At 45.0% G+C, this 13801-nt stretch carries 11 protein-coding genes; 4 read left to right on the forward strand and 7 right to left on the reverse strand.

All coding sequences use genetic code 11. From position 1 onward, the window contains the following. Nucleotides 1-4: 4 nt before the first annotated feature. On the reverse strand, nucleotides 5-1936 hold the full coding sequence (locus Vt282_RS09095) for an ATP-dependent DNA helicase (protein ID WP_162063201.1): 1932 nt from the start codon (nucleotides 1934-1936) through the stop codon (nucleotides 5-7). A gap of 108 nt (nucleotides 1937-2044) precedes the next feature. Beyond that, nucleotides 2045-2245, reverse strand: coding sequence for a hypothetical protein (locus Vt282_RS09100; RefSeq protein ID WP_162045983.1), 201 nt, complete (start codon nucleotides 2243-2245; stop codon nucleotides 2045-2047). Between the two features lie 189 nt (nucleotides 2246-2434). On the opposite strand from Vt282_RS09100, the gene purU reads away from it, so the two are divergent. Then, nucleotides 2435-3268, forward strand: a complete 834-nt coding sequence (gene purU / locus Vt282_RS09105; protein ID WP_162063202.1) for a formyltetrahydrofolate deformylase — start codon at nucleotides 2435-2437, stop codon at nucleotides 3266-3268. A 250-nt stretch (nucleotides 3269-3518) separates the two neighbouring features. Continuing rightward, the gene (locus Vt282_RS09110) at nucleotides 3519-4094 is read left to right on the forward strand and encodes a hypothetical protein (protein WP_162063203.1); all 576 of its coding nucleotides are present in this window, start codon (nucleotides 3519-3521) and stop codon (nucleotides 4092-4094) included. Nucleotides 4095-4200: 106 nt separating this feature from the next. Here the strand turns inward: Vt282_RS09110 and Vt282_RS09115 are convergent, their stop codons facing one another. Next, nucleotides 4201-6213 (reverse strand): NADPH-dependent 2,4-dienoyl-CoA reductase, encoded by a 2013-nt coding sequence (locus Vt282_RS09115; protein WP_174855838.1) that lies wholly within the window; start codon nucleotides 6211-6213, stop codon nucleotides 4201-4203. Nucleotides 6214-6576: 363 nt separating this feature from the next. On the opposite strand from Vt282_RS09115, the gene sppA reads away from it, so the two are divergent. Both sppA and ansA read left to right on the forward strand, forming a co-directional pair. Beyond that, complete coding sequence (sppA, locus tag Vt282_RS09120; protein ID WP_162045980.1) at nucleotides 6577-8430, forward strand: signal peptide peptidase SppA; 1854 nt, start codon at nucleotides 6577-6579, stop codon at nucleotides 8428-8430. A 219-nt stretch (nucleotides 8431-8649) separates the two neighbouring features. After that, entirely contained in the window at nucleotides 8650-9666 is a 1017-nt protein-coding gene (ansA, locus tag Vt282_RS09125; protein ID WP_162045979.1) for an asparaginase, read from the forward strand. Nucleotides 9667-9737: 71 nt separating this feature from the next. Here ansA and ompW read toward each other — a convergent pair whose 3' ends face one another. The 4 genes from ompW to serS all read right to left on the reverse strand — a co-directional run bounded on the left by ompW (nucleotide 9738) and on the right by serS (nucleotide 13738). Next, the gene (ompW, locus tag Vt282_RS09130; RefSeq protein WP_162045978.1) at nucleotides 9738-10346 is read right to left on the reverse strand and encodes an outer membrane protein OmpW; all 609 of its coding nucleotides are present in this window, start codon (nucleotides 10344-10346) and stop codon (nucleotides 9738-9740) included. 398 nt (nucleotides 10347-10744) lie between these two features. Then, nucleotides 10745-11623, reverse strand: a complete 879-nt coding sequence (locus Vt282_RS09135; RefSeq protein ID WP_162063204.1) for a DMT family transporter — start codon at nucleotides 11621-11623, stop codon at nucleotides 10745-10747. A gap of 173 nt (nucleotides 11624-11796) precedes the next feature. Then, nucleotides 11797-12351, reverse strand: coding sequence for a sugar O-acetyltransferase (locus tag Vt282_RS09140; RefSeq protein ID WP_162045976.1), 555 nt, complete (start codon nucleotides 12349-12351; stop codon nucleotides 11797-11799). A gap of 76 nt (nucleotides 12352-12427) precedes the next feature. Further along, nucleotides 12428-13738 (reverse strand): serine--tRNA ligase, encoded by a 1311-nt coding sequence (gene serS / locus Vt282_RS09145; RefSeq protein WP_162063205.1) that lies wholly within the window; start codon nucleotides 13736-13738, stop codon nucleotides 12428-12430. Nucleotides 13739-13801 lie beyond the last annotated feature (63 nt).

Here is a 13801-nt window from a genome sequence, read left to right on the forward strand (position 1 = left end):
ATTGTTACTCATTGGTACTAGTTTCAGAAATCTCTCGAAGAAAATCTTCGATTACCCCTAAATCACGCGTACGTGGAATAGCGGGTAAACTGGCGAGAAATACCCCGCCATATTCGCGCGTGACTAAACGATTATCACATATGATCAGCACGCCTTTATCTTGTTGGTCTCGAATCAGTCGCCCAACCCCTTGCTTTAGGGTAATCACCGCATCAGGGATTTGAACTTGAGCAAACGGGTCGCCCCCACTCAATCGACAATCTTCGATCCGTGCTTTTAATAGCGGATCATCGGGTGCGGTAAACGGTAATTTATCGATAATAACACAGCTCAGTGTATCACCTCTAACATCAATCCCTTCCCAGAAGGCACCGGTTGCCACCAGCAACGCATTCCCAAGCGTCATAAACTCCGCCAGCGTTTTCTGTTTACTCGTCTCACCTTGCATTAACACGGGCACGGTGAGCACTTCACGAAATCGCTCGCCTAACTCTCGCATCATGCTATGTGAGGTACAAAGAAAGAAACAGCGCCCTTGGTTTTGTTCAATGACTGGCGCTAGCATGGTCACCAACTTATCCGCGAGACCGGCACTGTTGGGTTCGGGCAGATAACGAGGTACACACAGTCTCGCTTGTGTCTGATAATCAAACGGGCTTGGTAATGAAAACTGCGCTGCAGGCTTAAGCCCCAATCGTGAGGTGAAATGACCAAAATCATCGTTCACGGCCAATGTTGCGGAAGTAAAAATCCAAGTCCCCTGTTTGAGTTCAATCTGTTCATGAAACTTATCCGCCACACTAAGCGGTGTGATATGCAAACTAAAGTGACGTGGTGTCGTATCAAACCAGTATGAATAACCCGTAATCGATACGTCGCAGACTCGCTCAATGCGCGCTTTAATCGTATGCGCTCGCTCAAATGCCACATCAAGAATTTGGCTCCGACCTAGTGCAATTTTTAACACATCAATCGCGAAATCCAGAGCCTCTCGCACACGTTCAACTTCGCGAGCTATGGTCGGGGAATTAATCGCTTCACGCCAGTTACCACGAAAGCCTGGCTCACCCAAACAAATGCGTAGGTCACCCGCTGACTGCACTAATTTATCCGCCACTTTTTGCAGTTGGCGCATGTCTTTAGCTTCAGTGCGATAACCAATTTCAATATCTTTTGCAAGCTCTTGAATCTGACGACTCGAGACGCTTTGGCCAAAATACTGGCTGGCGATATCGGGTATTTGATGCGCCTCATCAAAGATGAAAACTTCCGCTTCAGGGATCAGCTCTCCGAACCCCGTCTCTTTGATGGCCAAATCCGCCATAAAGAGGTGATGGTTAACCACCACGACATCGGCATCTAATGCTTTTTTACGCGCTTTGAGTACAAAGCACTCGGTGTAATTTGGACACTCCTTACCAAGGCAATTATCATTGGTTGAAGTAATGGTTGGAATAACGGGACTATCTTCAGCAATCGCATCACATTCTCCCAAATCCCCCGTTTTACTCTCTGATGACCAAGCGCGCACTTTGACCAATTGAGTCAATAATGTTGGATCTGCATGAGTGGTATGGCTTTCCACCATTTGGCGCGTCAGGCGTTCGATGCATAGATAATTAGCCCGCCCTTTTAGTAGCGCCACTTGGCCGTAAAAGCCAAGTGCAGATGTCATCAAAGGTAAGTCACGATGGAATAGCTGCTCTTGCAGGTTTTTTGAACCGGTACTGATAATGGTCTTTTTGCCACTCAACAGCGCGGGCACTAAATAGGCAAAGGTTTTGCCTGTCCCTGTTCCGGCTTCGATCACAAGTTGAGCTTGGTCTTTAATCGCTTTGTGTACCGCTTCTGCCATATCAAGCTGTGCCTGACGAGGCTGAAAGCCGGGTATGGCTTTACCCAAAGCGCCATCTTGTGAAAAGGTTTTTGTGATCATTGAAGTGCAGCGGTGAGCGATTTTAAAGGGCGATTATAGCCTGTTTAAATACAAAAACGCGACTCTAAGCAGTCGCGTTTTGTCGATTGTTCATTTCGCTACAAATCATCAGCGTCGATTGAGGTAACGAGATAACCATGCTGGTCCCTCAAACTCACTTTGACTATCAATAATTGCTTTAGCTGCATCACTTGGCGACGCTTTCGATTCCCACATTTCACTTAAAATGGATTGGTCTAGCTGACAGTCACCTAGCAGACTGTTCACTCTTTCGCTGTATAGTTTACGGGCTAATAGTTCTTTATCCATAACAACCACCTTAAGACACTCAATGAGGAATGAAAACGACAACTGCTAATCCACTAAATGCAGATTATTGGTTGAATTCTGAATGATATTAGTTTAATTGTTAGCCTATTAATGAGGTTTAGCTCACTCTTATAAACCTCTGAAAAATTTCAGAATACGAAAAAAATAAATCACGGAAGTACGAACTAAATGGAAAAGAAAACACTGCTAACTCACTGTAGTGATGCCCCAGGGCTTATCTCTAAAATCACCAATATTTGTTATAAACACCAACTAAACATTATTCATAACAGTGAATACGTGGATAACTCTAGCGGTCACTTTTTTATGCGTACCGAGTTAGAAGGTTATTTCAACGACACGACTTTTTTGGCGGATTTAGATCACGCATTGCCAACGGGAGCCAAACGCAAATTGGTCGACTCAAGCCGCAAACGTGTGGTGATTTTAGTCACCAAAGAAGCACATTGTTTAGGCGATATTTTAATGAAAACTTACGATGGCAGCTTAGATATTGACATTGCCGCAGTGGTGGGTAATTACGATAAGTTGCAAGGTTTAACCGAGAAGTTTGATATCCCTTACCATCACGTGAGTCATGAGAATCTATCGCGCGAAGAGCACGAAGCGAAGCTATTGGCAGTCATTGAGCCGTATCAAGCGGACTATCTGGTACTGGCTAAATACATGCGCGTATTAACGCCAACTTTCGTGGAAAAATTCCATCACAAAATCATCAATATTCACCACAGTTTCTTGCCAGCATTTATTGGCGCGAAACCGTACCAACAAGCGTTTGATCGAGGTGTAAAGATCATCGGTGCGACCGCGCACTTTGTTACCAACGACTTAGATGAAGGGCCGATCATTAAGCAAGATGTGATTCCCGTTGATCACACCCTCACCGCAGCAGATATGGCACAAGCTGGTCGTGACGTTGAGAAAAACGTACTGAGCCGTGCGCTCACCAAAGTAGTGAACGATCGCGTATTTGTTTACGGCAACAAAACGGTGATTTTATAGTCGTGAATCAACACCAACGACGAAATTTGAACTGAAACGCTGGCTTAAATTTCGTCGTGGTGCTTCTACTGCATCTCACGCCATTTAGTAGCGTGACGATTATCCCATTCTTTCAATCACACGCGTATTTCCGCACTCTAACAGATACCCAACCTTCAGCGCCCTCACTATACTGACGCGCCAAGTCGACATCGACTTGATACCAAGAGAATTCAACTTGGTACTGACGTTAATAATAATGAGCAACAACATGAAAAAGACCTTTCTAATTGCCGCACTGTCTGCTGCACTTGCTTGCCCTGCATTGGCTGCAGAGCCGGTTGAGTTTCAAAAAATCCCTCAAATTATGCAGCAATTTGAGTCTGCTGAGCTGTATATCAAAAAAGCTCCGACGCTTGGTCGTCTACCAAAACAGCAAGAGCTAGGCATGGATTTCCCGACTTACGTCTCTGATGGTAAAGGGGGTTACAGCCTAGAAACCAATAATGTCATGACCGATAACGTCGTCATCGCCAGCATGAATAAGCCGATTGTAGGTGATGTGTATAACCAGTGGTTAGTACCGAAAAATGTATGGGTAGAAACATACGGGAACCTACCAACCAGTACTGAATTTAAGCCATTTAAACGCATTGCAACGATTAAAGCGATTAAGATTGATGATGCCACGCTAAAACTGCTTGGCTCAACTGACGGCAAAACCGCAATCATCAAAGTGAGCTGGGATGACAAAGGCATGAAAGTCTACAAAGATGGCTTCCTTGCTGACTACGAATACGGTATTGCACCGCAAGAGATGCAAGAAAACTACGAACTGGCAAAATAAGAGTTAATCGTTTCATTTCGCTAAAGACTCGTAGTAATCCAGATAAAGATAAGCCCCGATATTCGGGGCTTTATTCATCGTTTAAAAACACAACTCATCATAAATGTTAAAGCTTGAGCCCTAACTCTACACCTTGGCGAATTGCTCGCACTGCATCAAGTTCGCCGGCATGGTCCGCACCACCGATCACATGAAGCTTATCACCAAGTTGTGACCATTTATCTTCAAACGGCCTTACTGACTCTTGTCCGGCACAAATAACAATGCTGTCGGCATGAATCGTCATCGACTCACCCTCATACTTAATCTGAAGCCCCTGTTCGTCTATCGATTGGTACTCTACCCCACCAAGCAAATTCACCCCGCGCTTTTCTAACGTGCGTTTATGAATCCATCCCGTTGTTTTGCCGGGCCCTTTACCAACTCTACCTTTGCGTCGTTGGAACACCCACACCTCTTTGTCACTGGCTACATCTGGAAATGGGTAAAGTCCTCCGGGATGAGTGATCTCTTTATCAATACCCCATTCATGTAACCAATCATCAAGTTGCTGATGCTCAGGTTCGGTTATCATTGTCGCGACATCAATGCCTATCCCACCCGCTCCCACAATAGCGATTTTATCACCGAGATAAGTTTTCTCTTTAATCAGTGTTTGATAGTCCACCACTTTATTAGAATTGGCTAAGCCAGGAATATCGACGGAGCGAGGTTGGACCCCTGAAGCAATAATGACTTCATCATACTCTTTGAGTAGGTCAAAGTTCGCTTCTGTTTCTAAATGTAGTTTAACGCCGGTTTCATCGACTTGATTGGCGAAGTAGCGAATGGTTTCACGAAACTCTTCTTTACCCGGAATTTGCATCGCGAGACGGAATTGCCCACCGATGCGATCATTGCGCTCAAAGAGGTCTACTTGATGACCACGCTTTGCTAATGTGGTCGCACAAGCCAAACCCGCCGGACCGGCACCGACCACCGCAATATTCTTGCTCGCATGAGCCGGTTTCTCTACCAATTCGGTTTCGCGACACGCATAAGGGTTAACCAAACAACTGGCCGCTTTGCCTTTGAAGACGTTATCCAAACACGCTTGATTACAACCGATGCAGGTATTTATCAATTGCGACTTCTGCTGCTCTGCTTTGGCTACGAAATATGGATCTGCCAAAAACGGGCGAGCCATCGACACCATATCTGCTTGGCCTGCAGCCAAAATATCTTCTGCCTCTTGCGGCATATTAATGCGGTTACAGGTGATAATAGGAATTGAAACATGGGGACGAACTTTTTCCGTTACCCAAGTAAACGCACCGCGAGGTACCTGCGTTGCGATGGTTGGTATTCTCGCTTCATGCCAGCCGATACCCGTATTAAGTAATGTTACTCCCGCCTTTTCTAGCGCTTGAGCTAACTCAACCACCTCATCAAAAGTACTGCCCTGCTCAACCAAGTCGAGCATCGACAAGCGGAAAATAATAATGAACTGCTCACCAACTTCAGCGCGAATCGCTTTCACGATCTCTAGTGGAAAACGCATACGGTTTTGGTAGCTTCCACCCCAGTCATCGTAACGGGTATTCGTGCGCTGACAGATAAACTGGTTAATCAAATATCCCTCAGAGCCCATCACTTCTACCCCGTCATAGCCCGCTTGTTGGGCTAACGCGGCGCTATTGGCAAAGGCTTGAATGGTTTTGTTTATTTGACGATCGCTCATCGCACTCGGCGAAAAACGAGCAATGGGCGCTTTGATCGCAGAGGCGCTCTGAGCGAATGGATGCAGGGCGTAACGACCAGCATGTAAAAGTTGCAAGGCAATTTTCCCACCATGCTGATGTACCGCCTCAGTCACCACCTGATGCGCTTGCGCATGTTTAGGTTTACTGAACTCAGCACTAAACGGATGTAATCGTCCACGCAAGTTGGGTGAGAAACCACCCGTGACGATCAAACCTACGCCTCCTTTTGCACGCTCAGCATAGAATGCAGCGAGTTTATCTAAGCCTTGTTTATCCTCTTCCAACCCTGTATGCATCGAACCCATCAAAACGCGATTCTTCAACTGGGTGAAACCTAAATCTAATGGTTTAAGCAAATTTGAGTACATGGCAAACATCACTTTCATTATTGTCCTTGTGGTCTGACCAGATTATGACGAAGACAATCAAAAATCAAACTTCTGTTTACATTTTTGAAACATAACTCACTTTCTAACGTAGACAATTGTTTTACGCTTCTGATCCATAAACTTAATTGCCACCCAAATTGTACAAACGAACAAAAGACGACTCGAAGCCACTACCGAAAGAATGATGGGTTATAGTTTATGAACACTGGTCTCGCTCAATTTCAGGAATTCACGGTATCACTTAACGGTATTGTCACCGATTGAAAAATAAAGATTGTGGCGATATTCCTTAACATTCAGTAGGATGTGACTTAGAACACAACAACTCAAAGCAAGTACCGCGGGGAAACAATGAAAACCATTTTTAGATATATAGGGCTCTTCTTCAAAGGGATATGGCGGTTAATTACCTTTGTCCGCGTTGCTCTCGCTAACTTATTTTTCTTGCTACTGATTGCACTTATCTACTTTGCCTTTAGTAATGTAGATTCCGCTATCACACCACCAGCGCCAAAAGCGTCAGCCTTGATCCTAAATTTATCAGGGCCAATTGTGGAACAGTCTACTTACCACAACCCAATGGATTCGCTGACAGGCACCCTATTCGGGGATGACTTGCCACGTGAAAACGTGCTGTTTGATGTAGTAAGAAGTATTCGTCATGCGAAAAACGACAGCAACATCACGGGCATTGTCCTTGCTTTGCACGACATGCCAGAGACGAATTTGACCAAACTACGCTACATCGCCAAAGCGTTAAATGAATTCAAAGCATCCGGCAAACCTATTTATGCGGTTGGTGATTTCTACAATCAAAGCCAGTATTACCTTGCAAGCTACGCCGACAAAATTTTCCTCGCTCCAGATGGCGCGGTGATGATCAAAGGCTACAGCGCTTACAGCATGTACTACAAAACCTTACTTGAGAAACTGGACGTCAATACTCATGTATTCCGCGTTGGCACCTACAAATCTGCAATTGAGCCATTTATTCGCGATGACATGTCTAAAGAAGCTAAAGAAGCCAATGCTCGTTGGTTGGGACAACTTTGGGGGGCTTATGTCGATGATGTATCAACTAACCGTTCCGTTGATGCCAAGGTATTAAACCCAACCATGGACCAACTGCTCTCGCAACTGGAAAGTACCAATGGTGACCTTGCTGCGCTATCACTGCAATTGGGGCTAGTCGATCAACTCGCAACTCGCCAACAAGTTCGTGCTGAACTGATTGAAGCGTTTGGCCGCGATGGTGCCGACACTTACCCACATATTGGCTATTACGATTACCTAGCAAGCCTACCGAGTAATTTTGATATCAATAAACAAGATATCGCAGTGGTGGTTGCGAGTGGGGCAATTCTAGATGGAAGCCAACCTCGCGGTAAGGTTGGTGGCGATACTGTCGCTTCTCTGCTTCGTGAAGCTCGCAACGATAGCAAAGTCAAAGCCGTTGTTCTGCGTGTCGACAGCCCAGGAGGCAGCGCATTTGCCTCAGAAGTTATTCGCAATGAAATTGAAGCGTTAAAACAAGACGGCAAGCCTGTCGTGGTGTCGATGTCTAGTGTGGCTGCATCAGGCGGGTACTGGATTTCAATGAGTGCCGATCAAATTGTTGCTCAACCAACAACAATAACGGGTTCAATTGGCGTGTTTAGTGTAATTACCACCTTTGAAAAAGGACTCAATAACCTAGGCGTGTACACAGATGGAATTGGTACCTCTCCGCTTTCTGGTGTTGGTGTCACTACCGGTATTCCAGAACAGGCTGCAGAGGCCATTCAACTCGGTGTTAATCACGCATACAACCGCTTTATCACCTTGGTCAGTGACTCACGCAAACTTCCTATCAATAACATGGAAGAAATTGCTGAAGGACGTGTTTGGACAGGCCAAGACGCGATGAATCTGGGTTTAGTCGACAAAATGGGTGACTTTGACGATGCGTTAGCCCTTGCTGCAAAACTTGCCGACTTAGATAGTTACAATATTTACTGGGTCGAAGAGCCTCTGACGCCTGCTCAACAATTGATGCAAGACTTTATCAACCAAGTTAGTGTCAAACTTGGCCTTGATGTATCGTCATTGATTCCGGAAGCACTGCAACCAGCGGTTCAGCAAGTCAATCAAGATATGAACCTACTACAAAGCTTTAATGATCCGAAGGGGCACTACAGTTTCTGTTTAGCCTGTAATGTCGAATAATGGTCAGGCTGCTTAACGACTAAGACAAGAAATGGAGCCGATAATCTATCTGCTCCATTTTTTTATGCATTAGGACACGTGACAGCGTGACTATTTTTTCACCAATCACAACAATGCATTCGCTAAAAGCCTGACGAATCTTGGAGAGACTCGCATATAAAGGTGGGTTGGGGTTATAATTCCGGCCTCTGTTCCCCTATACACTACTGGTTTCAAGCAATGGCTAGAAAACACATTTACATCGCATACACTGGCGGTACCATTGGCATGCAGAAATCCCATGACCACGGCTACGTGCCGGTTGCTGGTTTTATGGAGAAGCAGTTAGCCAGCATGCCTGAGTTTCACCGCCCTGAAATGCCAGAGTACACCATTCATGAGTACGAACCACTCATCGACTCTTCTGACATGACGCCTGCAGATTGGCAACAGATCGCTGACGATATCCGTGATAACTATGATAAATACGACGGCTTCGTGATCCTGCATGGTACTGATACCATGGCTTACACCGCATCAGCGCTCTCATTCATGCTAGAAAATTTGGGCAAACCCGTCATCGTGACTGGTTCACAGATCCCTCTGGCAGAGCTCCGTTCAGACGGCCAAGCAAACTTGCTCAATGCACTGCACATCGCCGCGAACTACCCTATCAACGAAGTGACTTTGTTTTTCAATAACAAGTTGATGCGTGGCAACCGCAGCACCAAATCTCACGCAGACGGTTTTAATGCATTTACCTCGCCAAACCTGCCACCATTGCTCGAAGCGGGGATTAATATCCAAATCAGCAATGAAGTTAAAGTGGGTGAAGCGCCACAAGGTGAATTCAAAGTCCATGATATTACTCCGCAACCCATTGGAGTGATCACTATGTATCCGGGTATTTCTCACGAGGTGATCCGCAACACGCTATTACAACCCGTCAATGCGATGATTCTACTCACCTTTGGTGTGGGCAATGCGCCACAAAATCCAGAGTTACTTGCACACCTTAAAGATGCCTCAGAACGCGGTGTGATCGTCGTGAATCTGACTCAATGTTTAGCAGGTAAAGTCAATATGGGTGGATATGCAACAGGTTGCGCTCTTGCGGAAGCCGGCGTGATCAGTGGCTTTGATATGACTTCTGAAGCGGCATTGGCTAAGCTGCATTACCTGCTTAGCCAAGATTTAACATACGAGCAAGTCAAAGAAAAAATGCAGCAAGTGCTGCGCGGTGAGATGAGCCTTTAATCCTTGCCGTTCTATAACGTTAAAAGCCGACTCTAAAGTCGGCTTTTGTCTCACTAATGCTCGGTTCTAAGCTAGAATTTGTAACCGCCAGATAGCATAAAGATCCAAGGGTCGATATCGACATTCACATCCACATCAACACCACCTCTAATTTTGGCTTTAGTATCAATATCAGCATACCAAATAGAACCATTAATAAACCAGTCATCGTTCAGCATGTAGTCTAAACCGACATTCGCGGCAAGGCCCCACGAATCATCCAAAGAAAGCGTACCCAAACTGGTTTTTTCATCAAAGAAAACCGTGTAGTTGATACCCGCACCTACATAAGGGCGCAGCTTGCTCTGTGAATCACCAAAGTAGTATTCGACCATAAAGGTAGGAGGAAGGTGTTTCGTCTCGCCTACTTTTCCCATACCTTGCAGTGAAATATCATGTGTAAAAGGTGAAGCAGCTAGAACCTCAAAACTGATATTGTCTGTAAACATATAACCAAAGGTAAGACCGAGCTGAGTATTTGAGTCCACTTCAATTTTAGCGCCGGCGTTCATATCACTATCATCATTTGGCACGACTGAGGCGAGACCCGCTCGGACAATAAAATCGCCTTCTTGATGGGCGAATGCTTGAGCGGAGGTTAGAGCGGCGAGCACAGCGAGGCTGCAAATTGCTTTTTTCATTGTTATTTCCTTGTAGGGCTTACTTATTATTTACTTTGCTGTATGAACAACGGAAAGAAAGCACCACTGCTTAAAGTCGTCCATACATCACCAAAGCTTTATATTTGCGGCCAAGTTAACACATCAAATCGACATAAAATTGATTGAAATCAATTAGCAACACAAGGATTACATTTGAGATTTATTTATAACGTACAGGTCACTTCTCACTGCAAATTGCGGCGTTAATTTGTGACTCATTTTTTATGTGCGTCACACTTAAATGCCACTTTTCACACCAATAAAGTTAGTTTTGGCGGGATAAAAGATGATAGATACTTATTTTGATAAAACAAATATCTATCAGAATGATATTCGCATTAATGACAATGCGTGAACTATATAACTGAATAGCTAAACTACTGTTTACGGAACAATTGCAGCAACTTCCCGTCAGTTCGATACAAAATCAATGAAAATAGAATCAAACTACATCCAATTATCTTGTGCAATGACAGTTGCTCACCGTACCAAGCCACACTGAGCATGACCGTCCAGATCGGTTCTAGAATCATGATAAGTGCAGCATTAGCCGGCAAAATGTGTTTTTGTGCCGTGGTTTGCATCACATAGCGCAGCGCTGTTGCCAAGATTGTACTTGCGGCAAACCAGCGCCAAATAGAGGCATCAATTTGTACGGGTACGGTTTCAAATAGCGCACTAGCGGTTAGCCCTATCACACCAGTCACAAACAATTGAATACAGGTCAGAACCAGCACTGGCAACGTTTGTGAGAACTTGCTGTTGAAGTTGAAATGAATGGCTAAGACGACGGCATTAAACAAAAACCAAAGCTGGCTAGCTGAACTTTTCCATCCCCCCGTTAGCGATAAAAAAGCCAAACCGATAATCGCAATCGGCAGCGACACCCAGAAAACCCGCTTTGGACGCTGAGCAAACAAAACCCAAGCAACAAAAGGCACCATTAGCATCGATAGGCTAAGAATAAACGCACCTTCGCCTAGAGTATCACTAATTGAAATAGCATGAATCCAACTCATCAAAGCAGTAGCGAGTAAGCAACCCACTAATGCTGCCGAGCGAATATCACGCCAACTCGCACGTCTCAATGCACCATAGCAAAACGGTAGCAAACACAGTGAGGCAATAAAAAAGCGTAAACCAACAAAACCAAAGGGTGGCATGCCTTGGATCGTTTCTTTGGAAAAGATCCAGCCCAATGCCGATACTACGGTTCCTAGGATTAAAATGATGGCGGCTTTACGTTCGGATGTCACTGAATGTCTCTTTGTTATCTGTATTTGTATGGAATGGCGGCAAAATAGCGATAAACGGCTAATCATGTCGATCATGCCAGTTTGCCAATATTGGTGCGACTAACGGAATGTTCTGTTTATCACTTAATGGGAAAATCTCGCCATTCGTTGCAAGATAATATTACTGATTTAGGTTATTGCTCAATTAAACGACGAATCAACTTCGCGGGTGTGCCGCCATACAAACAATCAGGCTCAACATCTTTGGTCACTACTGAGTTAGCTGCAATCACTGAGCGGGCACCAATGGTGACGCCTTGGTTGATGACTACGTTACCACCAATCCACACATCATCTTCAACTACAATTGGTTTGCAAAACGTTTCCCAATTACGGCGACTTAAATGGTCCAATGAATGGCTTGCCGTGTAGAACTGAGCATTAGGACCAATCAGCACATGATTCCCAATCGTGATAGGTGCACCATCAAGAAAAGTTGCATTCATATTGATAAAGGTTTTATCACCAATCGATACCGTTTGCCCGAACTCACAAGAAAATGGCGAACGAATGATGCTGCCTACACCATAGTGCGCAAAGAGTTGCTTGTATAGCTCACCACGGCGCTCTTCATCGGTAGCATTGTTCAAGTCTGCCAACAGCAATGCAGCGCGATCACGTACCACGTTGATCGACGTATCGCCACCATCAAACGCTTCACCTGCGACCATTTTTTCAAACTCAGTCATTTTGAATCTCTTTATTTGGATTGTTTTTGCTACAAAAAAACCGGCTCGAAAGCCGGTTCTTCAATAGACGTTGCGATTAACCGCCAATGTACTCTGCGCCACCCATGTACTTCTGCAGTACGGTTGGGATACGGATACGACCGTCAGCTTCTTGGTTGTTCTCAAGAATAGCAACCATAGTACGACCTACAGCTAGACCAGAACCATTTAACGTGTGTACTAGCTCAGGTTTCTTCTCGCCTTTACGACGGAAACGCGCTTGCATACGACGAGCTTGGAAGTCCCACATGTTAGAACATGAAGAGATTTCACGGTAAGTTTCCTGTGCAGGAACCCATACTTCTAGGTCGTAAGTTTTGCGTGAACCGAAGCCCATATCGCCGGTACAAAGTACTACTTTACGGTATGGAAGCTCTAAAAGTTGAAGTACTTTCTCTGCGTGACCAGTTAGCTCTTCAAGCGCTGCCATTGAGTCTTCTGGTTTAGTGATTTGTACTAGTTCAACTTTATCGAACTGGTGCATACGAATTAGACCACGAGTGTCACGGCCGTAAGAACCCGCTTCTGAACGGAAACATGGTGTGTGCGCCGTCATCTTAAGTGGCAGATCGGCCTCTTCAGAAATCGTGTCACGTACTAGGTTCGTTACAGGCACTTCTGCAGTAGGAATTAGAGACAGTTTACGTGGCTCTTCATCGTTTACTTTTTCTACTAGCGGCTCTGTATGGAATAGATCTTTACCAAACTTAGGTAGCTGACCTGTACCAAATAGGCTGTCTGCGTTTACTAGGTAAGGTACGTACATCTCAGTGTAACCGTGCTCATCAGTATGTAGATCAAGCATGAACTGAGCGATTGCGCGGTGAAGGCGTGCGAACTGACCTTTCATTACGATAAAGCGAGCGCCAGTGATTTTCACTGCACTTGCAAAGTCTAGACCGCCGCCTAGTTCGCCTAGATCAACGTGGTCTTTTAGATCAAAATCGTAAGTTTTTGGCTCACCCCAACGAGAAATTTCTACGTTGTCGTTTTCATCTTTGCCATCTGGTACTTCATCAGCAGGGATGTTTGGTAGAGACATAGTGATCTCTTCCAATTTTGCCATTAGCTCATCAAGTTCTACTTTCTTAGCGTCTAGATCGCTACCAAGTGTACCGATTTGTTTCTTAACTTCTTCAGCACCCTCTTTATCGCCAGCCGCCATCAGTTGACCGATTTGCTTGGAGATCGAGTTACGCGTGGATTGTAAATTTTCAACTTCTACTTGAATGGACTTACGTTGTTCTTCAAGTGTACGGATTGTTTCCACGTCTAGCGTAAAGCCACGACGCGCCAGTTTAGCAGCTGTTTCTTCCAGCTCTGTACGAAGTAATTTAGAATCCAGCATTGTTAATCCTATGCTTTGAGTTGTGAAATTGCGTGCTCGCATCATGCGCGCACACTAAATAAT

This window comes from Vibrio taketomensis (assembly GCF_009938165.1).
In the GTDB taxonomy this organism is placed as follows: Bacteria; Pseudomonadota; Gammaproteobacteria; order Enterobacterales; family Vibrionaceae; genus Vibrio; species Vibrio taketomensis.

Coding starts and splice junctions, on each gene's coding strand:
- Vt282_RS09115 (WP_174855838.1), bottom strand. CDS start 6,213: ATGTTTGCCATGTACTCAAATTTGCTTAAACCATTAGATTTAGGTTTC.
- ansA (WP_162045979.1), top strand. CDS start 8,650: ATGGCTAGAAAACACATTTACATCGCATACACTGGCGGTACCATTGGC.
- Vt282_RS09095 (WP_162063201.1), bottom strand. CDS start 1,936: ATGATCACAAAAACCTTTTCACAAGATGGCGCTTTGGGTAAAGCCATA.
- serS (WP_162063205.1), bottom strand. CDS start 13,738: ATGCTGGATTCTAAATTACTTCGTACAGAGCTGGAAGAAACAGCTGCT.
- Vt282_RS09100 (WP_162045983.1), bottom strand. CDS start 2,245: ATGGATAAAGAACTATTAGCCCGTAAACTATACAGCGAAAGAGTGAAC.
- Vt282_RS09110 (WP_162063203.1), top strand. CDS start 3,519: ATGAAAAAGACCTTTCTAATTGCCGCACTGTCTGCTGCACTTGCTTGC.
- Vt282_RS09140 (WP_162045976.1), bottom strand. CDS start 12,351: ATGACTGAGTTTGAAAAAATGGTCGCAGGTGAAGCGTTTGATGGTGGC.
- sppA (WP_162045980.1), top strand. CDS start 6,577: ATGAAAACCATTTTTAGATATATAGGGCTCTTCTTCAAAGGGATATGG.
- purU (WP_162063202.1), top strand. CDS start 2,435: ATGGAAAAGAAAACACTGCTAACTCACTGTAGTGATGCCCCAGGGCTT.
- ompW (WP_162045978.1), bottom strand. CDS start 10,346: ATGAAAAAAGCAATTTGCAGCCTCGCTGTGCTCGCCGCTCTAACCTCC.